The sequence below is a fragment of the Agrobacterium vitis genome, assembly GCF_014926405.1.
Taxonomy (GTDB): Bacteria; Pseudomonadota; Alphaproteobacteria; order Rhizobiales; family Rhizobiaceae; genus Allorhizobium; species Allorhizobium vitis_H.
Map to the genome: position 1 here is coordinate 2,574,335 of NZ_JACXXJ020000005.1, position 21,499 is coordinate 2,595,833.

A 21,499-nucleotide genomic window follows, 5' to 3' on the forward strand; every position below is an offset into this window, starting at 1 on the left:
AATATCCCAACGTCTGTTTCCATGGCCTGTTTCCCGAGCTGGGACGATCCTGCCATCGCCATCATCCAGCTTCCAAAGCGCTTTGGTGGGCAAACATCTCTATTGCACGTGGCAGAGTCAAGCCTTTTCAAAAAGACGAAACCATTCTGTCTCCTTAAAAATGGAGCAGCGACCGGTTTGGGAAAGGGATTGGGTTTAAAAATAGATTTTCGATTTGCAGCCCGCGCCTCTGCTGATAATTTGCAAGCGCTTTGGGCGCGGGAGACCCGAGCGAAGGGAGAAATAAGCCTCGTGAATTTGAAGCAATTGTCGCAGCTGCTCGGTCTGTCGCAGACGACGATCAGCCGGGCGTTGAACGGCTATCCGGAGGTCAACGAAGAGACCCGCCAGCGCGTTGCCAAGGCAGCTGCCGAGACCGGCTATCGGCCAAACCGCGCAGCCCTGCGGCTGGCAACCGGCAAGGCCGGCTCGCTCGGACTGGTCATGCCGATTTCCCCGGAACGTAGCTCCGACATCCACTTCGCGGAATTCCAGAGCGGGCTTGCCGAGACCTGTCTTCAGCATGAATTTCACTTCGTCATCATTCCGGCCCATCCACAGGCGGAAGAGCAGGCCATTCGCGGTCTAGTCGGCAGCGGCGCCGTGGATGCCTTTTACCTCGCCTATCTGCGGGCCAATGATCCGCGCATTGCCATGGCGAAATCGCTTTCGGTACCCTTCATCATCCACGGCCGCTCGCAGGGCATACCGGAAGACTATCCCTATCTCGATATCGACAATGAAGGCGCCTTCCGGCAGGCGACTGATCTGATGATCGGGCTTGGCCACCGCCGATTTGCGCTTTTGAACGGTCCGGCAGACCTCGATTTCGCCCTGCGCCGATTGCAAGGTGCGCAAAAGGCGCTTGCAGCCGCAGGCCTTGGCCTGCCGCCGGAGGCAATCAGCCACACGTTGATGACTGATGAGTGGGGCTACCGGAAAATGAGCGCCCTCCTTCAAGGGCCGGATCGTCCAACGGCAGTGCTTTGCGCCAGTACGGTGCTGGCGCTTGGGGCTGTGCGGGCCATCAACGATGCCGGGCTGACGGTGGGCCACGATATTTCGCTGATCGCCCATGACGACGATCTGCCGCTGCTAAAGCCGGAACATTTCCGCGTGCCGCTGACCACGACGCGCTCGTCGCTCCGAGACGCGGGCCGGCGCGTGGCGCAGCGGCTGATCGCCGACATCGCCCAGCCCCCGGTGGGGCCTCCCCTCCAGGAAATCTGGCAGGCTGAACTGGTCATCCGGGCCTCGACCGGCCCGGCGCCTGGAAAATGACTCAGAATTTCGGCGGCTGCTTGCCTGCGCCACGATAGGCCGCGATCGCCGTATTGGCCATCAGCATGGCGATGGTCATTGGTCCAACCCCGCCCGGAACGGGGGTGATGGCACCCGCCCTTTGTGCACAGTCTGTAAAGGCGACATCGCCGACCAGCTTGGTTTTGCCCTCGCCTTTTTCAGGGGCTGCGACGCGGTTGATGCCGACGTCGATCACCGTCGCCCCCTCTTTCACCCACTCGGCCTTGACCATTTCAGCCCGACCGACCGCTGCCACCAGAATATCCGCCTGGCGGGCCAGGGACGCCAAATCGCGGCTGCGGGAATGGGCCATGGTCACGGTGGCATTGGCGTTGAGCAACAATTGGCCCATCGGCTTGCCAAACAGGTTGGAACGGCCAATCACCAGCGCGTTCAGGCCGGAAAGATCAACTCCATGGATCTGGCGCACCAGCAGCATGGCACCTGCCGGTGTGCAGGAAATCAGCCCGGTCTCGAGATCGCCGGTCGCCAGCTTGCCGGCATTGACCACATGCAGACCATCCACGTCCTTTTCCGGCAGGATGGACTGGATGACCGCCTCGCTGTCGAAATGCTTGGGCAGCGGCAATTGGACGAGGATGCCATGAATGGCGGGATCGGCATTGAGGCTCGCCACCAGATCCAGCAATTGCTGCTGGCTGGTCTCTTCCGGTAAGGTATGCTGAACCGAATTAAAACCGCATTGTTTGGCCATGCGGCCCTTGGAACCGACATAGGCGTGACTGGCCGGATCATCGCCGACGATGATCACGGCAAGACCGACCTTCTGGCCGCTGTCTCTTTCAAATGTCTCGGAACTGATCTTGACGGCCTCAATTACCGATGCCGCAACCTGTTTTCCGTCAATCACCGTTGCCACGCTGGATTTCCTCTCGCTGAAAGGCTTACGAGCCATCTCAAATCTGGCTCATGGGACAACGGTAGCTACCACTGCCATCAGCGCTTTCAAACGCAAAAACACGGGCTGGCGTTAAAAAATCATCGTGATCCGTGAAGGCGGGTTGAAGTGCAGTTATTGTTGCGCGGCCGCCTTGTCGCGGCGGGCCGAGAGCTTGAAGCGTAGCACATGCAAGAGGAAGACCGGAATGCCGATCAGATAGCGGCGCCACAACCGGCTCGGCTCCCGTGTCAAACGGTAGAGCCACTCACAGCGGATCTTGCGCATCCATTGCGGTGCGCGTGGCATGGTGCCGGAGACAAAATCGAACAGAGCGCCGACGCCGAACACCACACGCGCATGCTGCGGCTTGATATGCTGGGCAATCCATTTTTCCTGCAAGGGGGTGCCCATGCCGACCAGCAGCACGTCGATCTTGGCGTCCTCAAGCCGTTCGAGAATGATCGGCAGCTCCTCGCTATCAAAAAAGCCGTCGGCCACCGGTACGAATTCGTGCCATGGCGCATGTTTGCGGAAGCGGGCGACAGCACCTGCCAGCACACCGGGCTTTGCGCCGATCAAGCCGATGCGGCGCGGCTCTTCCATATAGGTAAAGAGCGCTGGCACGAAATCCGTGCCGTTCAGATTGGCCGCAAAGGGCTCGCCATCGATGATGCTCGCCGCCAGATCCATGCCGATCCCATCCGGCAGGACGATATGTCCTTTAAGGACATCGCGATAGGCGGAGTCCTTGAGCATGATATTGATATTATTGGCATTGAGGAAGGAGACCTGCGCATGCGCACCAGGCGTTGCCGCATATTGGGCGATCAGGCTGAGGCCCGAAACCCAGGAGAGATCAAAGATCGGCATGCCGAACAGGATCTTTTTTGGGGCAATCTGCTCTGCTGTTGAAATCAGGTTCATCGGGTGGAACTCATCATCATGATGGAGGCGACCCCAGTCTCCAGCCAGATCCTGGCGAACCCTATGAATAAGGCGCGCCGTGCTGATCTGCTCATCAGCATCTGCGACGGGGGCTTTGCGCTTGGTAACGGTGTTCATAAATATGACGAGCCAGATTGAAACCAAGCCCAGACTAGCAGGCAGGCATAAAATCCGACTTAAGTAGCCCGCTAGAAATACAGGCTTTTCGTTTATACTTCGTTTACCGTGATCGTTCCAGCCATGCCTCTCATAAGAAGGCGCAAAGATGTGAACCGCATCCTCGCCCTTCAAAGGATTTCGAATATTTCAAATGCATCAAACGCTTGAAATATTCGAAATCGGAGTACCAACCGCCATCTTCAATGGCCGTTCGCATCAATGCGCAGGCGCCGCACCGTCCGGGGCCTTCTCTCCTTCAACGATCTTGACCGCTGGCAGCAGCTTCGGCTTGCCGCCGCCACCTTCGCGGATATCGTCCTTGCCGAGGAAGTCCAACTGCTCGATCAGCACGTCATTGATGACATCGCTGCCGAGGCGTTTGTTGATGCCGGTCTTGATGGCCTGCTTGAAACCGTCGACATCGAGCTTGGTCGATTTCGACAGATCAACCATCGAGTTGCCGACCAGCAGGGTAAACAATTGGTCCGTCATCAGCGCCGTCATCGGCATTTGCATGGCGCCAGCTTTTTCCTTGTCGACCATGAAGGAGAACCGGCCAATGAAATAGCCTTTCACCTTGCCGTTCTCGAGAAATGGCACAGTGATGGCTTCCCCGCGCACCACTTCAGTCGGCGGCGCCTTGGCCTCTTCGACCGGCGGTGGCGCGGTGGCCACCTGGATCGAAAAGTAGACGGCGACGAGAGCGACGATGCAGGCCCATACGCCGGCAATGACAATCTTGACCATTAATTTTCTCTGTAGAGAAACTGTTCCTGGGAATAGGTACCATCATTATCGGCATCCTGAACGGCGCTGCGCAGAATATCGGCCACCGCACGCACAGCATCCAGATGCGCCTCGACCCGTCTTGCGTTCAAGGCCAGCTTTTTCTTCAGCCCATGCATCTGCTCGACATAATTGATGGCAATTTCCTTGGGATCGGTATCGCGAAACAACATTGTCAGTTCGTAAAGGCAGCGACTTTTGTGGGCGTTCGAGACCTTGAAATCAAACTGCGGATCATTGCCGATTCGATGATTTTCGTTGTCGACAATCATTTCGAGACGACCGAGAACGGTCTTGATCCGGTAGTCGTTGGACACATGTTCCATGAAAAATCTGTTCCTTGAATTCCGACCGCCAAGCGCCCGCGCTGTGGCGCTAGGGCTGATGTCACTTTTTAATCTGCGCATATTTTTATGTTGAGCCCAGTCGGTAGGCAGGCACCCCAAGGGATGTGGGATAATCGTGCACTGCTACAAACTGTGTGCCTCACGGCGATAAGATCAGACTGTGGCTGCGCCAGAGAAGGGCGCCTTTACCGTGTCAGTTGCCTCTTCGGGACCCGAAAGGCCGAGTGACTTGCGCTCGATCTCGTCAAGCCGCATCTGCGCCATGTTCTGCTGAGCGGGGTCTGTCGTGGCGTTCTGGGCGCCCTTGTTGCGCAGTTTTGCCATTTCATCGGCATACATCTGCTTGGCAATGCCAACACCACCACGCTCGGAAATGGTATTGCCGATCTGCTCGGCCATCATGCTTTTCCAGATTTCACCAGCATTGCCCTTGCCAAAAACAGCTTCACTATCCTTGGGCAGCATGTTGGAAATGAAATTCTGCAACACGATACCTTCATATTGCCGGTAAGGCTTGGGAATATCGCTCGCCTTGATCGTATTGGTGGCGCGATTGGCCAGCCCCGCCTTGGTGGAAGCGCCGTCGTTCAAAGTGTTCATCGCCACTTCGAAACCGGCGCTTTTTTCGTTCAGGCTGGCAGCCTGGACACTGGCGCGTGCCGATTGCAGCCTTTGCTGGGCCTCTGCCATGGCAGACGGTTCGGCCGCCCGCACAACATCCATAACAAGATCGCTTGGAGGAGAAATAGCCACGGTGTTCGTTCCCTGAAAATCAACTGGAACCACTATCTCTCGTGAAGCTTGCTGGAGGCTGGTGTGGCAAATGTCAGGTCGATCAGATCCTGAAGCGTTTCGTCTTCGGCCTCGCGATCCTCGTGTCCGCGCGCCTCGAGCATCTTTTCTTGCAGCCGTTCCGCCTTGGTGCGCTGGCGCAAAACCTTGTTTTCCTGCACCCGCTGCACATCGGCCATGCGCCGGTCATCGCCGGAAAGCCGATCGAAGCGGTCTGCATAGGATTGGGCAAACAGCCTATGCACCGGGTCCATCGACCCCAGTGCCTCGATCACCCGTTCGAGGCCAGCGGCAATTTCCTGGCGCTGGCGCGCGGTCTCGACGAGATCGTATTCGGCGATCTTTTCCAAATGCCGCTGCACGGCCACCAGCCGCTTCAATTTCTTGGATTTCTTATCGGGTCCCATGACACGGCCTCATCGAGAGCATCGCACTCATCCCTGGCTCTGTCATGTCAGTTGCCCCTCATGTCAATGCCCCAGGAAGATCGGTATGAAAGCATCGGCGAACTGGCGCATCATCACCCCGATCGACCAATAAACCAGCAGCATTCCCCCGGTGATAAGATAGGGGGTGGAGATGTAGTAGACCGGGATCTGCGGTGCCAGCTTGTTGACCAGGCCGACGCCGAGATTGAACATCAGGCCATAGATGATGAAGGGGCTGGAAAGCCGCAGCATCAGCATATAGGTCCGCGAGGCGGTATCCGTCAGCGTTATCAGCATCTTCTGGGTATCGGGCACGCCGCCCATCGGCATGACGGTATAGCTGTCTATCAGCGCCCGGAAGACGACATGGTGAAAATCCATCATGAACAGCATCATCAGCCCGCAAAAGCTGATCATGTTGGTCATCTGGTTTTCGGCACCGTCTTCCAGAACATCCGCCGTGGCCGTGCTGTTGAAACCGATCATCATCGTCAAGATAGCACCGGCAAATTGCAGGCCAAGCGTGAAAAATCGGGTAATCAGCCCAAAGACGGCGCCGATCAGCGTTTCCGTAAAGATCAACGCGACAAAAATCGAACCGCCGCTGCTCACCTTGGGATACACGGTGTCCCACACAAGCGGCGTGCAGGCCATGGAAACCGCGACCGCGAGCAACAGGCGGATCTGGGTGGGAATGCGCGAGGACGCAAAACCCGGCATGGTCATGAAACAGGAACCGATACGGCAAAACACCAGAAACAGCGCCAGTACCGATCCTTGCGGATCAGTGATCATGAAATCGATCCCAGGATCTTGATTTCGATGCCTTTGGCCAATTCGACATGTGACAGCACCGGCAGGGTTGCAAACAAGCGTTCAATAATCATGCGCACATAAGACCGCGTTTCCGGCGACGTGACAAGCACGAAAGGCAGGCCGCGGTCCATGAATTCACGGATAACCCGGCTTGCCTGCTCGCTGAACTCTTCCAGCGAACGCGGGTCGATATCGAATTCGACAACCTCACCCTTGTTGTCGCGCTTCAGGGCCTGATGGAAGACCAGATCCCATTTGCTGCCCAATCGCAGAACCCGCAGCACGCCATTGTCGGTCAGATCGCCGCACAATTGCTGAGCCATGCGCACACGCACATGTTCAACGATCTGCTCGGTCTTGCGCACATGCGGCGCCAGTTCGGCCACGGCCTCGAGGATCAGATGCAGGTTACGGATCGACACCCGTTCGGCCAACAACAGTTTCAACACGGCTTGCAAGCCTGAATAGGACATATGCGAGGAGCAGATTTCGTCTGCCAGCTTCTTATATTCAGGATCGAGCCGATCGATCAGGATTTTCACGTCCTTATAGGACAAGAGCTGAGGCAGATTGTTGCGGATAACCTCGCTCAAATGGGTTAGCACGACAGAGACATTGTCGATCGGATGAAAGCCTTCGCGCTTCAAGTCTTCGGTAAAGGCTTCCATGATCGAGACGGCTGGCATGCCAAAGGCGGGTTCGCGAATTTCGTCACCGGGAATGCGCGGCTTGCGGCCATTGCCGGTGACAACGAGCACTTCGCCAACCCGCAACAGGTTCGAGGCGATGGTCGTGCCATGGACCCGAATATGATAAGACTTGTCCGGGATGGCGATATCGTCCGTCACCTTGATTTCAGGCACGACAAAACCGTATTGGCTAGCGAATTTCTTGCGCATCTTGCCGACGCGGAAAGCCAGTTCCTGATGCGAGCCAAGCAGGCGGGTCGAAACCAGCTTGCCGAGCGCCAGCTCGATCTCGGAGGTTTTCAGCACGCTCTTGACCGAATCCTTTTCGGCTTCCTTGTTCTGAATAACCTTCTTTTCCTCGACCTGGCGCTTGGCAAGGTTCACGGCTTCCACCTGGCGGGGAATGTACCAGCTGCCGAACGCCATGATACCGCCGAGGGTCACGAAGGGCAGCAAGGGCAGGCCCGGAATGATCGCCAGAAGGAACATCAGGCCAGAAGCGACCGACAACGCACGCGGATAGCCGCTCAGCTGGTTGATGACCGCTTCGTCCGTGGACCCGGCATTGCCGCCACGGGTGACGAGCAGGCCGGCGGCAAGCGAAACGATCAGAGCGGGGATCTGCGAGACCAGACCATCGCCCACCGAGAGCTTGACGAACACATCGGCTGCTTCGCTGATGGGCATGCCATGGCGGAAGTAACCGATGATAATGCCACCGACGATATTGATGGCGGTGATGATCAGACCAGCGACCGCGTCGCCGCGCACGAATTTCGAGGCACCGTCCATCGCGCCGAAGAAGGAGCTTTCCTGCTCCAGTTCCTTGCGCCGGCGTTGAGCTTCGCTTTCCTCGATAATCCCCGCCGAGAGATCGGCATCGATCGCCATCTGCTTGCCGGGAATGGCATCCAACGTGAAGCGGGCGCCCACTTCCGCGATACGGGTGGCACCCTTGGTGATGACGATGAAGTTGACGGTGACCAGAATCGCAAACACGATCAGACCGATCACGAAATCGCCGGACATGACCAGGTTGGCAAAGCCAGCAATGACACTGCCAGCCGCATCATGACCCTGATGACCATGCGACAGGATAACCCGCGTTGTCGCGATATTCAGCGACAGGCGCACCATGGTCGAAATCAGCAGAATGGTCGGGAAAGATGAGAAATCCAGCGGCCGTTGTATCCAGAGCGACACCATCAGGATCAAAACGGAAAGGGCAATGGAAAACGCCAGCCCCATATCGATCAGGAAGGGTGGGATCGGTAGAAAGAGAATGCAGAGAATAGCGACAATGCCCATGGCAAAGCCGATTTCTCGGCCGCGATTATTGGCAATTGTCGGAAGTGAGGTCGTCGGTGCTTGCGCCATGTCCTGTTCCATCTCTTCATGAGAAGGCTGGCGGAACGAGAATCCGCCATTATGGCGACAGGATTAGCGGACAAAGCTTGCGCGAGGATGCCCTTATCTCAGGACGAACGGCTGCACAGTGATTTAAAAGCCGGATTGGACCCGGGAAAACACCAGATTGGCAAAAATCGAAATTTGAGACCCGACAAAGGGAGCGGAAATACCGATCGTCACCATGATCGCAACGATTTTTGGGACGAATGTCAGGGTCATTTCCTGGATCTGGGTCAATGCCTGGATCAAGGCGACCACGACGCCGACGATCATCGCGGCCAGAACGGCTGGCCCCGAGGCAATCAGCACGGTCCATACAGCGGCGCGCATGATATCGAGGGCATCTGCTTCATTCATCGGCATTCCTCCAGCGGCATCATGCCACCTGACACGACTCAATTGATAAAGCAAAATTCCTCAAATCCCAATCGATTTGAGGAATTTCACAGTCGTTAAAGCCTTTTGCATTTTCCATCTCGACCGGTTACGGCGGAATGGAAATGACCGATCAGGAGCCGCTCGAGAAGTTGACGCCGGTCTGCAACTCTACTGTGCCACCGCTGCTGGTGGTGAGTGTCACGGCGTCGTCGGCGACCTTGACGTTGGAGACAACACCGGTCGTTTCGCCGTCCGAGCTTGTCACCGTCTTGCCGACGATATCACCAGCCCGTGTCAAGGCTTCCGCCTGCAACATGCTGCGCAGCAAGGTATTGGTCTTAATGGATTGCTCGACCTGCGAATAGGTTGCAAGCTGAGACACTTGCTCCGTGGCAGACATCGGATCCGTCGGGTCCTGATTCTGCAACTGCGCGATCAGAAGCTGAAGGAAGCTGTTATAGTCCATGGATGCGTCTGCCGCATCCGAGTTGGCCGATGCGTTGGCGAACGGATTGGTATAAGTCGCCGAACTCGAAGAGGACGAGGAACTTGTTGATGTCGCTGAAGTCGTTGCGTCTACCGCCATGGCGCAATCTCCTTGCGGATCTGTTCGATCGTTGCCGGTGCCATTTCCTGGTTGTTCAGTATCCGATCTTCAAGCGGATAAAGACCGCGAATGGCCTTCAATGCATCGAAGGCGCGCCCTGATACGACCTGAGCGTCGATCCGCTTCAATTCAGCCAGGATCTCGTCATCCTGGAAGCAGGACAGCAACATCACGATCGACTTGCGGAACATGGTCAGCGTCTGTTCCTTGCCTTCCGGATTGATGAGGATCATCTGGGCGATGAAATAGAGCTGGCGTAGCGGGGTATTGGCGTCTTCCGGCTGGAGCACGTGGTTTTCCAGCAGAAATGTCACATCGTTCAAAAATTCCAGGGCAACCTTCCGATCGACGCGCAAAACGGCACCATTGATAAAGATTCGTTCCCCGGATTTCAGCGAGATTCGCAAGGTGCTCTTCATTTAAGTCCATCCCTGATGATGGTGGTTACATCGATTATGCCTTGGTAATTGTCGGATTCCCGCTTTCTGATGCGGTCACATTCCTTCAATATCCAAAGGGCAATTGAAATGAGATTGGCTCGAAGTTCCGTGCCAAGCTGGTTGTCCGGCTGCTTGAGATCCTCAATGAAGCGGATCCAGACGCGGCGCGTATAGTAAAGAGCCTCAATGCCTTCACGACCGTATTTTCCGGCAGTCCTGGCCTGGCTCAGCAAGTCTATCGATCTGTCGAGAACCTGGCGCTCACGCTCCTTAGCGTCGGCAACCCCATCCTCCATAATCTCATTGTAGGAAAACTGGTACATCTAGATTTCCTCTACTCCACCCCACCCTTGATCATCAAAGGTAATCCACAAGGCTGAGCTTCTGCAAGCGTGCGGTCAAGGTGTATGACGTCTCGACCAAAGATTGCAGGTTGTTCAAACGGGTCGATGCTTCATAGGCATCCACACCGGTCAAATTGCTTAATTGGTTTTCAATAATGTCCTTCTGGGACGTTAAGGAATCGTTTGCATTGGTGACACGTTCTTGGGATAGGCCCAATTGTGTGCGTTCGTCATTGATACCGGAAACGGCAAGACCGGAATATTCGATCGCCTTGTTGATCATAGCATTGCGGGTTTCGGTCGAGTAATTGCCATTCAGCATTTCGCTGCCGATCACCGAAACAAGGCCCATATAGCGGAAGCCATCGGAGTTGGCGGTGGATGAGCTCTGAATAACTTCGTTTTTGCTGATCCGGCTCGACATTGTCTCATCGGTGGCTGCCGACCAATTGTCCGTCCAGTCCGCCCCATCAAAGGATGGCTCAAGGACGTTCTCCATGAAATCGTCCATCTGGTCAGCGCTGATGCCACTGACGCCATCATCGTCAGGCGACATGCCGAAATATCCGGAAAACAGATTGTCGAAATTCTGCTTGGCGTCCGTTTCATTATCGTCGTCATCGATATAGTAGTAATCGGTGATCGGCTTCACATCGGTATTGATGCCAGAAAACAGATATTCACCGTTCACAGAGGTATTTGCGGCGTCAATGAAGCTGTCCATTGCGCTTTTCATGGTCTTTTGCGCGGAGTCCAGCGTCGTACTGTCAGTGCTGGTACCAAGACCAACCAGCGTCGATTGCATTGTTGTTGCTGCCGATGCAATCGTATCCAACGCCGTCTGAGATGCATCAAGACGGGTCGAGACGATGGAATTGGTGTCCATCAGGGACTGCAAGCGCAGAGAGTCCCGATTGAGATCCACGGCTGAAGAGGTCTTGGCGCCAAGTTCTGTTCCGACATCTGCGTATTTGCCGGTCGTCACTTCTGTCTGAGCATCCGACATCTGCTTTTGCGCATCACTGATCGTGAGACGCATGGCGTTCTGGATGGTAAGACTGGATATGCTCGATGTCTTCATGGCTTATGCGATCTCCAAGAGGGATTTCAGCATCTCATCGACAGCGTTCATCAGCTTGGTCGAAGCCTTGTAGGATTGCTCGATATCAAGCATCTTCGACAATTCTTCATCGAGATTGACGCCGGTCTTGTTCTGATAGGCTTCCGTGGCCCGCTGCGACAAGGCGGATTTGGTTTCATTGGCTGAATCAGCCGTCGAACGATAGCTTTCGAGCCAGCCGACGGAGTTCGAGGCATAGTCGAGGACATTGGAGGTGTCACCGAGACCTGCCGATGAATCGAAGTCCCTTTCATCTTCGAAACCTGTGACAAGGTCGTCGAGCAATTCCGAATAACTGACACCTTCCGTTGTATTCCAGGTGTAATTCGAGCCATTGGCGCCGCCATCGCGCAAAAGCGTCGGATCACCATCTTCCGCGGTCACGTAAGCGCTGTTGACCTTGAATGATTCCGAAATACCGGAAACAAGCGTTCCATCTTCCGGCGTCGTTCCCTCTTCCCATGTGAAGAGGCCCGGCATGTCATTGTCTTTAGTCGATTCTTCCGTTTCCGAAAACATCTTGATCAGCGACCGTGAGGTCTCGTCCAACTGCTGCTGCATCTGCGGGGCAATCGAATCGCGGATCTGTAGATTGGCGGCAATCGATCCTTCCGCCGTGGTGTTTCCACCCGTACCAGCCTTGACGGGAACGCCATCGATATAGACCGAGTTGCCCTCGGTCGAAGCACCGTAAGCGCCGGTCGAGTCGAATGTCACCGTTCTCGGCTGCTTGTCGAACAACACGGTGCCATCATTGGTGTAGAGCGCCATGTCGTTGTTATCGCGCTTGACCGACGATACACCGACAATCTTCGAGATATCCGAGACGAGTTTGTCGCGCTGGTCGAGGGCGTCGTTGGGATCGTTCCCTGTCGCCGTCGCCTTGACCACAGACTGATTGACGGTCTCAAACTGCGACAGAAGATCGTTGAGCTTGTTGACATCGTCCTTGATGGCGTCGTCGGCCTGGGCCCGGACGTTACTGATGCCCTCGGCCGTATTGTTAATCGAGGTGGCGACATCCTGGGCTGCGCTGACCGCCGTTTCCGCCAGGGACAATTCGCTGGGCTGCGCGGCATAGGATTGCATCGCATCCCGCAGCTTGTTGATATAGGTCGACGGTGACGATTCGTAGTCGTTACCGCCGAGAAGTGCCTTCAACTGGTCCAGACCGGTATTGAGCGTATCCTGCCCTTCCGCCTGGGACTGCCCTGAAAGCATTTGCTTTTGCAAGACAGCATCTTCGGAACGGGTCGTAACGACCTGCGCTCCTCCGGTGCTGGTCGAAATAGTGGCAGCGTCACGCTTGACGTAACCTTCCGTCTGGGAGTTGGCAATATTCTTCGACAGAGCCTGCGACTGGACGCCGGTATTGCCGAGAGAAGTTGTCGCCGTATTCATCGTTGACGAAAGAGACATGACACTGCCTTTAAAAGAATAGGATTACCGCTTCAGACTGATCAGCGTATCCAGCATATCCGCCGCAGTCTGGAACACCTTGGAATTGGCGCTATAGCTGCGTTGGGACTGGATCATGTTGGTCAGTTCCGTCGCGAGATCGACATTGGAACTTTCAAGCGTCTTGGAATTAATGCTGCCGAAGCTGCCTGTATTGGCAAAACCAACCACGACCGTGCCTGCATCCGCCGTGACCTGATAGGCCGTGCCGTTGACCGATTTCATATTGTCGGGGCTGGCAACCGTGGCCAACGCCACCTTGTAGAGATTGGCGGTCGAGCCATCCTGATAGGTCGCAACGATATTGCCGTTGCTGTTAACCGTGACGGAGGATGCCGCGCTGGCGCCATTGCCATCCACGTCGCCTTCCGAGGAATTGGCTGAGTTCAACTGGGTCATGGTCGACATATCCACCTCAATCGTCTGAGGCGAACTGGTCGTGCTGTCGGTAAAGGTAAATGTCCCGCCACTGGAGACCGCGCCATCGGAATCGAAGGTCAGGGTCGTGCTGCCGAGAACACCATTGGTATAAGGGAAATTGGTCTCGTCAGTTGCCTCGCTGGTGCGGAAGATATCCGCTTGCCATTCGTTATCGGCGGTCTTGGTATAGTAGATGTCATACTGATTGGCGTTACCAAGGCTGTCATAGGCAACCATGGAGCTCTTGAAGCTCCATGTGGCGCTGGCGCTGTTGCTGGAGGGCACATCGCTGGTCACGATATCAGAACCGGACTTCAGGTTACCTTCGATCAATGCATTGGTCGTAGCATTGGCCGAAATGCTGCTGTCCTGAATCTTGACGGGTTCGAGACCTTCAAAACCGTTGATAACAGAGGCCGGCTCGCCATTTTCGTAGGAATAGCCCAGCAGGGTGTAGCCGGCCGAATTAACCATATACCCATTCTCGTCGGCCTGGAAATCGCCAGCTCGCGTCAGGAAAACGCTGCCCGCTTCGTCCTGAACGACGAAATAGCCATCGCCCTTGATCGCCAGATCGGTTTCCGACGTGCTCGACTGATAAGAGCCTTCCTCGGAAATGCTGTTGACCGTGGTCGTTTGCACGCCGCCGGAATTATAGGTTCCACTGCCCGAGGAACCGACAACTAGGCTGGAAAATGCGGTTGATACCCGCTTGTAGCCTGTCGTATCCGAGTTTGCGACATTGTCGCCGACCGTGCTCAGCTTGCTGGCTTGGGCCTGCAAACCGGATACGGCTGTATTCATGCTGCCTGAAAGGCTCATACCACGTCCCCATTCGATCGTCGTGTGAGAAGATTATGAAGTGGGCCTTGCGTGAAGCTGTTTGAAAAAACGCTTAAGAGCACATTCGGCTGCAAGGCCCTGAGAATCTGGCGGCGTGGCCGCCAGATTGTTATTTCCAATCAATACAATATCCAAGAAACCGCTTGGAATCGACCGGGTCGACACCAAGCTTCTTGCGCAGTTTCTTGCGCAGCTTGCTGATATGGCTTTCGACCACATTCTCTTCGACTTCCTCGTCGAAGATGCCGTAGATCGCATTGAAGATCTGAGACTTGGACACCCGCCGGCCGCGATTGGCGACTAGATATTCCAGAATGCGGCGCTCGCGGCGCGGCAAGGGGAAAATCTCTCCGCCGATCTCGGGATCGCGGCCATCCGAATAAACGCGGATCGCGCCGATTTCGGTATAGTTGGCCACAGCCTTCAGGCGCCGCCGAATGGCCGCAGCTCTCGCCAGGATTTCCCGAGGGTGGACCGGCTTGCGCACCACGTCATCCACGCCACTGTCAAACAGGGCAAGTGTTGCTTCCAACGATGGCTGGTCACTGACCGCAATCACCGGAGCCGTCGTACGATCCCGGATGGCCCGTGGCAGATCGCCTGTGCGATCTCCCTGACCAAGCAGAAACGCTTCCACGGCTGCAACATCGCTATCGGCTGCCGAGGCAACCCATTCACCAAATTCGATCGGGTCAAACCCGGTCGAAGGTATTCCTTCACGTCCAAATAAAGACGTGTATCCATTCTTAACGAGCTCGCGCTCATCAACCACTACGATCATTCGTCCGCCTCCGAATCAGTGTGGTGTTTCAACACGACAATGGGTACGAATCGGGGGCTAAAACGACAACTGTAGAAAGTTAATGATAGTTATTAATAGTTGATTAAGATTTTAGGGGTGATTTGACCTACATCTTGTGTCACTGCCGTTAACCACATACTATTTTTCTGTGAAAAAGGTTAACAAAACGCTTGCAAAGCCGTGAGCACATGAAAAAATTATTCGATGCTAATGTGGGCAAGATCGGGGCAGGCAATCAACCAGAGATTGTTTTTGCTGACAGAACGGCATTGTGATCTCTGACAGAGAAGCCATCGTTTCCGGCGTGCCAGGTTGTTATTGCTGACAAAATTGCCGCGCATTCGCGGTCCAGTTGCCGTATCCGGTTGCAACGAGATTGGCGATGACCCTGCAAACATAGCGTTTTTGCGCTGGATCGTTGTTAGGACCTGCATGATAGCGCGCCACTGCCATTGTCCAGGTTTCGTGTCTTCCATGCAACGCGACCAGGAATTTTGCGGCGTATTCGACGTTCCGTTTCGGGTCGAACATCTCTTCGAGCGAGTGGAAATTCTCGTGATGGAAATAGTGGTTGATCTGCATGCAACCAATATCGATCAATTTCGCGCCCTGTTGCTTGGCGAGCGCGAAGGTTTGCATGGCATCTGTCATGGAATCGGGGAACAGCGCCTTGCCCTCCACATTGAGAGCGTAAGGCTGAAGTGACCCTTTGCGTCCGGTTTCCGTCAGGCCGACCGAATAGAGGATCCCTTCAGGGATCCCGTATTTGGCCGCAGCGTTGCTGATTTCGCGCTCGCATAATCCCGCTGAAGCCGAAGCGTAGCCCTCGTTACAGGTAAAGCTGACCGCTACCGCCAGAAGCATTGCCGCCGGTGCCCACCGTCGCAGAACGTGCCGCATCATCGACTGGACCTCCGGATGTCTGTCCATAAACATCAAAAATCGGCTGCGCTTGTGAGCGATTGCCGCCCTGGCTGGAACTGCCACCGCCCTGCTGCATGCTCTGCTGATTGCTGCTCTGGCTCTGGGAATTGGTCTGGTTGGCGTCATTGCTGGGCTTTTCAGTGCTGGCTATGCTGATCTGGACGTTGTCCACGGAGAAGCCGTGGCTTTTCAGCGCCGCCACAAGACCGTTCTGGTCTTCGTTCAGCTTTCGATAAGCCGCGCTGTTTTCAACAACCAAACTGACCGTCAATTCGCCATTCGTCAGCTTCAATGTCGCCGTGACACTTCCAAGATTTTCCGGCGTCATCTTCAGTTTGAGCGTGTTCATCGTTCGATCGGTGCTGATCTGTTCGCTGGCGCTGAGCTTATCGGAAGCATGACTGTGCATCGCCTGCGCCCAGGAACTGTCACCCGCCATGGATGCGGCAATATTGGCGCCATTGCTGGTGTTGACCGGGGCAATAATGCGTCGGCTGTCAAGCACGCTGACATTCTGCAACGGATCGATACCTGTCGTTGCTGGCTGGCTTGCGGTATCATCGGCAGGCGACGCCGCCGAGGCATCGCTGCTGGTGACCATATGCAGGGCATCCGCAACACTGCTATCTTTGACCGTTTCCTTGCTCGCCGGTGAAACGGCATCCTGCTGCCCCGACTGGACGGACTTGGCCTGCTTGGCAAAATCAACCGCTGCGGTACCCTGGCCGATCTTACCCGTCTTGTCATCCTGCGACGCAACCTGGCCGGCGACGGCAGTCAATGCCCTATCGCCGTTACTGGTGGCCGACCCGGCGGCTGTCTGGCTGCCTGCTTGACGGGCAGCGTGCTGCAATTGTCCGGCGCTCAAATCGCCCAATAATGTCAAGGCATCCTGGGCGCCCGTCGCTGCCTTTGGCTCTGCAGCAGTATCTTTGGTATCCTCTGCGGCAGGCTTTGCCGTCTTGGAACTGTCCTTGGTCTGGGTTTTCGTAACCCCCGGCATGTCTGACTGAGCCGCCGCCGTAGCGGCGTCCTCATCGGTCGCTGTCGACTTGAGGGCTGCCAGGGCCGCGAGCAAAGGTGCACTGTTTTCCTGTCGGCCCTTGATGGCGATCTTGCCGGTATCATCTCCAGCGCCTTCAGTCTCGGCAGCGAGCGCTTCCTCCGCATTTGCGCCAGCAGTAGCAGCCTCAGTCGTGGCATCATCCTGCTGGGTCAGGGCCGCAACAAGCTTTGCGAGCATCCCGCTTTCATCCGTCTTCCCCCCGGAGGAAGATGCGGTCTCTGTTTGACCTTGTGTCTGGCCCTCAGCTTGGGTTTGGGCTTGAGTCTTGGTCTGACTCGCCAAAGCCTTGGCAATCAAAGCAGCCGCCCTGGAATCGCCAGCAGCTATCGGCGCATTGCCGACGGTTTGCGACGGTGCCTTGCCGTCATCGCTGGCGCCAGTGGCTTCATCGTCAGCCACATTACCAAGCTGCGACTGCTCCGCCTGAGCCGAACGCTCCTGATATGCTGTAGCAGATGTCGCTGTGGTCGTGGTTGATTTGGCCGATGACGACGAAGACGCATTCGAACGGGTCTGTGTCTGGTCCTGATCGACAGGAGCATCGTCATCGTCGGCCTTTTGCTCCTGCGCTTGGCTACGGTCAGCCGTATCGGCCAGAGCGTCCAGAAACCCCTTGCCCGCGCCCTTGCCTTGATCGGAACGGCTGCTGCTATAGGCTGGCGAAGCGGCAGAACCTGCTGTGATAGTGGCATCGATCATTTCGTTACGCCCTCCCCCTTCAACATTTTATCTATTTCTTCAAGTTTAGATCGGCCACCGCTCATGAATGTCTGGAATTCCGGATCTGGCTTCTGCTTTGCATCTGCCGAGGCCGGAGTAACCGGCGCCGTGCCAATGCCAGCATCGGGCATTGCAGTCGCCTTGGCTGGAACGCCGGGGTCCTGCTGATCGGACACATTGGCCACACTCTCTGGGGCAGTATTGTCTCCAGACGGCGGTGGTGTGCTTGGCGAAGCCGATGGGCTTTGCGGCGCGGTAGGTAGGGTAATAATCTCCTGCGCGACGGCCCGGGCAGCTTCCAGCAAGGCGTTGTCGGAAGCCGACAGTTGTTCTTTTGGCAATTGTGAGATCGTGTTGAGCGCGTTTTTGACGTCGGTGGTCGAAATCAACGCCGCGCCGCCATAAAGCAGCGCCTGAGGGTCGTTTTTATCTGGCAGGCCCGCCAGGCTCTGCGCCTGGCTGGAGGCAAGACTGGCCAAAGCCTGATTGCCGTTGATCGTCGCACGGCGCGCAATGCGCAGATAGACTTCGCGCTGACGATCCGGATCCATGGTCGCCAATGTCGCCAGAATATCGTTCTTATCCAGCTCCGAGAAATGATCGACAACCAATTGCACCAGCAGATCGGCAAATTGGCTGGCATAGGGCGAATAGAGAAAGCGGCGGGCATAGCGATTGGCATAGGCCATGGCCCGACCATTCTGGCCGGTATCCATGGCGATCTGGAAGGACCGCCGCAGGGCCGCTTCCTCGACGATGGTGCCGGGCGCAACAAGGCGGGCGATATCGAAGAATTTAAGGGCTCCTGCCGGGTCTTTCACCAGGGTGACATTCCCAGCCACCAACGCGATATAAGGCCCGACCCGACCGTTCTGATAGAGCGGTACCATCTCGCCAAGCGAACTTGCCACCAGCACGCCTTTACCACTCAAGTATTTTCTCAACATATCGCTAACGCGGTTATCGAAATGACCATCAACGTCGCGGGCAACGAGATAGTCCAGCGTCGCCGGATTACCCCCGCTCATCGTGTAAATCAGCGCCGCATCGACATTGCGAGGGTCTTCGAAATCCGAAGACGCAGCCGTCCGCAGCCGCTTATCGATCCGGGTCAGAAGAAAACGTTGCATATCGGCTGCTGAATGGTCCCCGCGAACAACCGAGTCCTGCACAAATTGCAGAGAGCGCAACATCAGATAAGGCGGTAGGTTATCACTGTCGCCGCCTGCGGCAGCGCTGCCAACAGGCCCCGTTGCGCCAGCAGCAGGAACCGGAGCCGACCCGTTGCTTGCAGGGGGAGTTGGTCCTGCCGCATATGCCTGACCCGCACAGGCAACAGGGCCGCCGACAGCCAGGGTCAGCAGCACGCCATAGAAGGCGAAGCTGGAAAATCCAGATCTGGCACCCAGGGATCTGCGCGCGGTCATCACCTTACTTCTGGTCTCCCTGAACAAGGATCTCGATCCGTCGGTTTGCAGCGGCCAGCGGGTCCTCCGGCTTCAACAGCCGGCGATCGGCAAAGCCGGACACCTGGGTAATACGGTTTTGTGCGAGCCCGCCGCGCACCAGCATGTAATAGGCCGAATGGGCGCGTGACATCGACAGGCCCCAGTTGTCATTATCAGGGCCTTTATATTGACGTGCGTCGGTGTGGCCCCTGATGACCACGGCACCCTGGCGGTCCGCCAGCAACTTGCCGATCTTTTCCATCGCCAAAACCATTTCCTTGCGAGGCACGGCGGAGCCGACATCGAACATCGGAGCCTGGGATTGGTCGGTCAGTGTTATCAGCAATCCACCTTCAGCCGGCTGCACAATCAACCCCTCGGCCAATTTACCCGCGACACCGCCAATTTCAGAGGCGATCTGCTGCTTAAGCTGGTCCGCCTGCTGTGTCTGATCGCTATCAGCCGATGCATTCTGCTCTTCACGGGCAACCTGCTTGGGATCAGGTCGCGCCTTGGGAACGGCGATGGCTACCTGCTGACCGTCGATTTCGACCTGCGGCTTTGCCTCAGGCTGAGACTTCGACGGGGGAGTGCCCTGCGCTACATCCGTTGCGGCTGCGGCCGCCGCCGCAGAAGCCTGCTGATCGACCGGTTTTTGCGCGAATGGATCAGGCTTTGCCGTCTCGGCCACAGTTTGCTGCTCGCCAGGCTTGGCTTTACCCGGCGTACCCTGCGCCGTCTGCATCTGCTGGCTCCAGAAATCCGGATCGAACGGGTCGCGGTAAGCCTCGCCGCCCGACGCGCCAGTGGACGGGCCGGATTCACTGGCTCCGCCTTCACCCTTGGCGCTGACATTGGCTTGCTGACCAACTTCCTGGGCAATTTCGGCCAGGACGGAATAGGGATTTTCGAACAGGTCCGCTTCCGAATAGACTGGCTTATCACCCGAGGTCGAGGTCATGTCCTCGCCGGTTGCCGCCGCCTTGCCGAGCGTTTCTTCCTCGGCCTTGATTTTCGAGCGTTCTTTGCTTTCCTCGCCTTCGGCCTGATCGACCGGCTTTTTCACGCCCTTCTCGGTTGGCTTTTCATCGGCTAGCTTGATCGGATTGAAATAGCTGGCAACCGAAGCGGTCGTCTTCTCATTGGCGGCATTGACCAGCCACATGACCAGGAAGAAGGCCATCATCGCTGTCATGAAGTCGGCATAGGCAATCTTCCAGGCGCCGCCATGGGCGCCATCGTGATCGCCGCCGCCATGCCGCTTGATAACGATGATCTCGTTCTTGCCGTGGTGGTGATTTTCAGCGTCGCTCATGCCAGAACTTTCTTCAGACTGGCCGTCCAGGCGGAAATCCGGGTGACCAATGCTGCTCCACCGACGTCGACCGTCAGGTCGAGATCATCGGCCTCGACATGTTTAAGCAACAGGTCTTGACCTTCCATGAGGTCGGCAAGTTGCTTGAACAGCGCGGCAGGTCCGGTAACGGTGATCTGCCCTGCCGCTCCCTCCAGGACAGCGGCCTTCAACAGGCCGGAAATATCCTCCAGGGCCTTGTCGACAAGCAGATCCGATAGCAGGGGCGCCAATGTCTCGACCGTCTGGCTACCAACAATGCGCGACAGGTCCGAGGCGATCTGCTGAAGCCCGTCTGCAATCACACGCGCCAGCTCCGCCTGATGCTTTTCCGTCAGTTCCTGAAGCGCTTCGGCATGAGCCTTTTCGAGAGTGCTGAGCTCTTCGGCGTGACGTTCATCCGCCGCCTTGCCCCCCGCGTCCTGGCCTTCCGCATAAGCTTCCTGCCGCTCTTTTTCCACATCCACCGGATCTGGCTGAGGAAGCTCAAGCATCGGCATATCCGGAAACATCAACGCGTCATCGTTGAAACTCACAGGCTCCGCCACCATCGGCGCTGGCCGAGGTGCAGAGAAATCCTTCAGATAATGAGCGAGCGGCATCGTCATGTCATTTTCTCCCGGACCTTACGGCCCTTATCGTCGAGACCGCGCCTATGGCGTTATCGACGCACAATACCTTCGGCCGGGTAAGGCCCAAAGCTTAAATCATCAACCTGATGCCCGGGATCATTTTCAGGACCCTTTCAGGACATGCAGGATGTCACAGGCGGCCCGATCTCCCGCATGACGGCGAACACAAACACCTGTTTCATGATGTCGAAGCTAGGCGGCCAAACTTGCGCGAGGATTTTCTCAAGGCGGTCAGGCATGCCGATTGGCACTCACCCTACATAATTTAACGGGATTGGGCAGGTTTAGGACGAAAATGCCCCGGCGGATTTTGCAGTCATATCGGCTGC

The 21,499-nt window shown here is 56.3% G+C and carries 22 protein-coding genes; 1 reads left to right on the forward strand and 21 read right to left on the reverse strand.

Annotation, left to right across the window (positions count from 1 at the left end; translation table 11 throughout):
• Positions 1–291 precede the first annotated feature (291 nt).
• Entirely contained in the window at positions 292–1,320 is a 1,029-nt protein-coding gene (locus tag IEI95_RS23270) for a LacI family DNA-binding transcriptional regulator (protein WP_194417087.1), read from the forward strand.
• Between the two features lies 1 nt (position 1,321).
• On the opposite strand, the gene folD is transcribed toward IEI95_RS23270, so the two are convergent.
• The 21 genes from folD to IEI95_RS23375 form a co-directional block, all read right to left on the reverse strand.
• On the reverse strand, positions 1,322–2,221 hold the full coding sequence (gene folD, locus IEI95_RS23275) for a bifunctional methylenetetrahydrofolate dehydrogenase/methenyltetrahydrofolate cyclohydrolase FolD (protein WP_194417088.1): 900 nt from the start codon (positions 2,219–2,221) through the stop codon (positions 1,322–1,324).
• 153 nt (positions 2,222–2,374) lie between these two features.
• Positions 2,375–3,304: a WecB/TagA/CpsF family glycosyltransferase gene (locus IEI95_RS23280; RefSeq protein WP_234665096.1), complete on the reverse strand. Its 930-nt coding sequence runs from the start codon at positions 3,302–3,304 to the stop codon at positions 2,375–2,377.
• A gap of 258 nt (positions 3,305–3,562) precedes the next feature.
• Positions 3,563–4,093 (reverse strand): hypothetical protein, encoded by a 531-nt coding sequence (locus IEI95_RS23285; RefSeq protein WP_156531434.1) that lies wholly within the window; start codon positions 4,091–4,093, stop codon positions 3,563–3,565.
• A complete protein-coding gene (locus tag IEI95_RS23290; protein ID WP_015914976.1) occupies positions 4,093–4,458 on the reverse strand; it encodes a hypothetical protein in 366 nt (121 codons plus the stop codon). Before IEI95_RS23290 ends, IEI95_RS23285 begins: the two co-directional genes overlap by 1 nt.
• A gap of 174 nt (positions 4,459–4,632) precedes the next feature.
• The gene (locus IEI95_RS23295; RefSeq protein ID WP_194417089.1) at positions 4,633–5,232 is read right to left on the reverse strand and encodes a rod-binding protein; all 600 of its coding nucleotides are present in this window, start codon (positions 5,230–5,232) and stop codon (positions 4,633–4,635) included.
• 32 nt (positions 5,233–5,264) lie between these two features.
• The gene (locus tag IEI95_RS23300; RefSeq protein ID WP_015914974.1) at positions 5,265–5,678 is read right to left on the reverse strand and encodes a hypothetical protein; all 414 of its coding nucleotides are present in this window, start codon (positions 5,676–5,678) and stop codon (positions 5,265–5,267) included.
• 63 nt (positions 5,679–5,741) lie between these two features.
• A complete protein-coding gene (gene fliR / locus IEI95_RS23305; RefSeq protein WP_015914973.1) occupies positions 5,742–6,494 on the reverse strand; it encodes a flagellar biosynthetic protein FliR in 753 nt (250 codons plus the stop codon).
• A complete protein-coding gene (gene flhA, locus IEI95_RS23310; RefSeq protein WP_156531432.1) occupies positions 6,491–8,581 on the reverse strand; it encodes a flagellar biosynthesis protein FlhA in 2,091 nt (696 codons plus the stop codon). The genes fliR and flhA overlap by 4 nt, the downstream gene beginning before the upstream one ends.
• 123 nt (positions 8,582–8,704) lie before the next feature.
• Entirely contained in the window at positions 8,705–8,971 is a 267-nt protein-coding gene (gene fliQ, locus IEI95_RS23315; protein WP_015914971.1) for a flagellar biosynthesis protein FliQ, read from the reverse strand.
• Between the two features lie 151 nt (positions 8,972–9,122).
• Positions 9,123–9,578, reverse strand: a complete 456-nt coding sequence (gene flgD / locus IEI95_RS23320) for a flagellar hook assembly protein FlgD (RefSeq protein ID WP_015914970.1) — start codon at positions 9,576–9,578, stop codon at positions 9,123–9,125.
• Positions 9,569–10,018, reverse strand: a complete 450-nt coding sequence (flbT, locus tag IEI95_RS23325; protein WP_015914969.1) for a flagellar biosynthesis repressor FlbT — start codon at positions 10,016–10,018, stop codon at positions 9,569–9,571. The genes flgD and flbT overlap by 10 nt, the downstream gene beginning before the upstream one ends.
• On the reverse strand, positions 10,015–10,362 hold the full coding sequence (gene flaF / locus IEI95_RS23330; RefSeq protein ID WP_060716418.1) for a flagellar biosynthesis regulator FlaF: 348 nt from the start codon (positions 10,360–10,362) through the stop codon (positions 10,015–10,017). The genes flbT and flaF overlap by 4 nt, the downstream gene beginning before the upstream one ends.
• Before the next feature lie 34 nt (positions 10,363–10,396).
• Positions 10,397–11,464 (reverse strand): flagellar hook-associated family protein, encoded by a 1,068-nt coding sequence (locus tag IEI95_RS23335; RefSeq protein ID WP_194417090.1) that lies wholly within the window; start codon positions 11,462–11,464, stop codon positions 10,397–10,399.
• A gap of 3 nt (positions 11,465–11,467) precedes the next feature.
• The gene (flgK, locus tag IEI95_RS23340; RefSeq protein ID WP_070163560.1) at positions 11,468–12,922 is read right to left on the reverse strand and encodes a flagellar hook-associated protein FlgK; all 1,455 of its coding nucleotides are present in this window, start codon (positions 12,920–12,922) and stop codon (positions 11,468–11,470) included.
• Between the two features lie 24 nt (positions 12,923–12,946).
• Positions 12,947–14,203 carry a flagellar hook protein FlgE gene (locus IEI95_RS23345; protein ID WP_156531429.1) on the reverse strand — a complete coding sequence of 419 codons (1,257 nt, stop codon included), beginning with the start codon at positions 14,201–14,203 and terminating at the stop codon, positions 12,947–12,949.
• A 130-nt stretch (positions 14,204–14,333) separates the two neighbouring features.
• Positions 14,334–15,005 carry a transcriptional activator Rem gene (rem, locus tag IEI95_RS23350; RefSeq protein WP_015914964.1) on the reverse strand — a complete coding sequence of 224 codons (672 nt, stop codon included), beginning with the start codon at positions 15,003–15,005 and terminating at the stop codon, positions 14,334–14,336.
• A gap of 336 nt (positions 15,006–15,341) precedes the next feature.
• Positions 15,342–15,890 (reverse strand): transglycosylase SLT domain-containing protein, encoded by a 549-nt coding sequence (locus tag IEI95_RS23355; protein ID WP_015914963.1) that lies wholly within the window; start codon positions 15,888–15,890, stop codon positions 15,342–15,344.
• Positions 15,856–17,715 (reverse strand): flagellar hook-length control protein FliK, encoded by a 1,860-nt coding sequence (locus tag IEI95_RS23360; RefSeq protein ID WP_194417091.1) that lies wholly within the window; start codon positions 17,713–17,715, stop codon positions 15,856–15,858. Before IEI95_RS23360 ends, IEI95_RS23355 begins: the two co-directional genes overlap by 35 nt.
• Positions 17,712–19,163, reverse strand: coding sequence for a chemotaxis protein MotC (gene motC, locus IEI95_RS23365; protein WP_156531427.1), 1,452 nt, complete (start codon positions 19,161–19,163; stop codon positions 17,712–17,714). Before motC ends, IEI95_RS23360 begins: the two co-directional genes overlap by 4 nt.
• Before the next feature lie 4 nt (positions 19,164–19,167).
• On the reverse strand, positions 19,168–20,499 hold the full coding sequence (locus tag IEI95_RS23370) for a MotB family protein (protein ID WP_194417092.1): 1,332 nt from the start codon (positions 20,497–20,499) through the stop codon (positions 19,168–19,170).
• On the reverse strand, positions 20,496–21,146 hold the full coding sequence (locus tag IEI95_RS23375; RefSeq protein WP_156531425.1) for a FliH/SctL family protein: 651 nt from the start codon (positions 21,144–21,146) through the stop codon (positions 20,496–20,498). Before IEI95_RS23375 ends, IEI95_RS23370 begins: the two co-directional genes overlap by 4 nt.
• Positions 21,147–21,499 lie beyond the last annotated feature (353 nt).

Bases quoted from the DNA above. Each gene is read 5' to 3' on its own strand.
- IEI95_RS23285 (WP_156531434.1), bottom strand. From the start codon at position 4,093: ATGGTCAAGATTGTCATTGCCGGCGTATGGGCCTGCATCGTCGCTCTC.
- flgK (WP_070163560.1), bottom strand. From the start codon at position 12,922: ATGTCTCTTTCGTCAACGATGAATACGGCGACAACTTCTCTCGGCAAT.
- IEI95_RS23345 (WP_156531429.1), bottom strand. From the start codon at position 14,203: ATGAGCCTTTCAGGCAGCATGAATACAGCCGTATCCGGTTTGCAGGCC.
- IEI95_RS23360 (WP_194417091.1), bottom strand. From the start codon at position 17,715: ATGATCGATGCCACTATCACAGCAGGTTCTGCCGCTTCGCCAGCCTAT.
- fliQ (WP_015914971.1), bottom strand. From the start codon at position 8,971: ATGAATGAAGCAGATGCCCTCGATATCATGCGCGCCGCTGTATGGACC.
- IEI95_RS23370 (WP_194417092.1), bottom strand. From the start codon at position 20,499: ATGAGCGACGCTGAAAATCACCACCACGGCAAGAACGAGATCATCGTT.
- IEI95_RS23300 (WP_015914974.1), bottom strand. From the start codon at position 5,678: ATGGGACCCGATAAGAAATCCAAGAAATTGAAGCGGCTGGTGGCCGTG.
- IEI95_RS23280 (WP_234665096.1), bottom strand. From the start codon at position 3,304: ATGAACACCGTTACCAAGCGCAAAGCCCCCGTCGCAGATGCTGATGAG.
- motC (WP_156531427.1), bottom strand. From the start codon at position 19,163: ATGACCGCGCGCAGATCCCTGGGTGCCAGATCTGGATTTTCCAGCTTC.
- IEI95_RS23375 (WP_156531425.1), bottom strand. From the start codon at position 21,146: ATGACGATGCCGCTCGCTCATTATCTGAAGGATTTCTCTGCACCTCGG.
- IEI95_RS23290 (WP_015914976.1), bottom strand. From the start codon at position 4,458: ATGGAACATGTGTCCAACGACTACCGGATCAAGACCGTTCTCGGTCGT.
- IEI95_RS23355 (WP_015914963.1), bottom strand. From the start codon at position 15,890: ATGCTTCTGGCGGTAGCGGTCAGCTTTACCTGTAACGAGGGCTACGCT.
- flgD (WP_015914970.1), bottom strand. From the start codon at position 9,578: ATGGCGGTAGACGCAACGACTTCAGCGACATCAACAAGTTCCTCGTCC.
- flhA (WP_156531432.1), bottom strand. From the start codon at position 8,581: ATGGCGCAAGCACCGACGACCTCACTTCCGACAATTGCCAATAATCGC.
- fliR (WP_015914973.1), bottom strand. From the start codon at position 6,494: ATGATCACTGATCCGCAAGGATCGGTACTGGCGCTGTTTCTGGTGTTT.
- IEI95_RS23335 (WP_194417090.1), bottom strand. From the start codon at position 11,464: ATGAAGACATCGAGCATATCCAGTCTTACCATCCAGAACGCCATGCGT.
- rem (WP_015914964.1), bottom strand. From the start codon at position 15,005: ATGATCGTAGTGGTTGATGAGCGCGAGCTCGTTAAGAATGGATACACG.
- flbT (WP_015914969.1), bottom strand. From the start codon at position 10,018: ATGAAGAGCACCTTGCGAATCTCGCTGAAATCCGGGGAACGAATCTTT.
- flaF (WP_060716418.1), bottom strand. From the start codon at position 10,362: ATGTACCAGTTTTCCTACAATGAGATTATGGAGGATGGGGTTGCCGAC.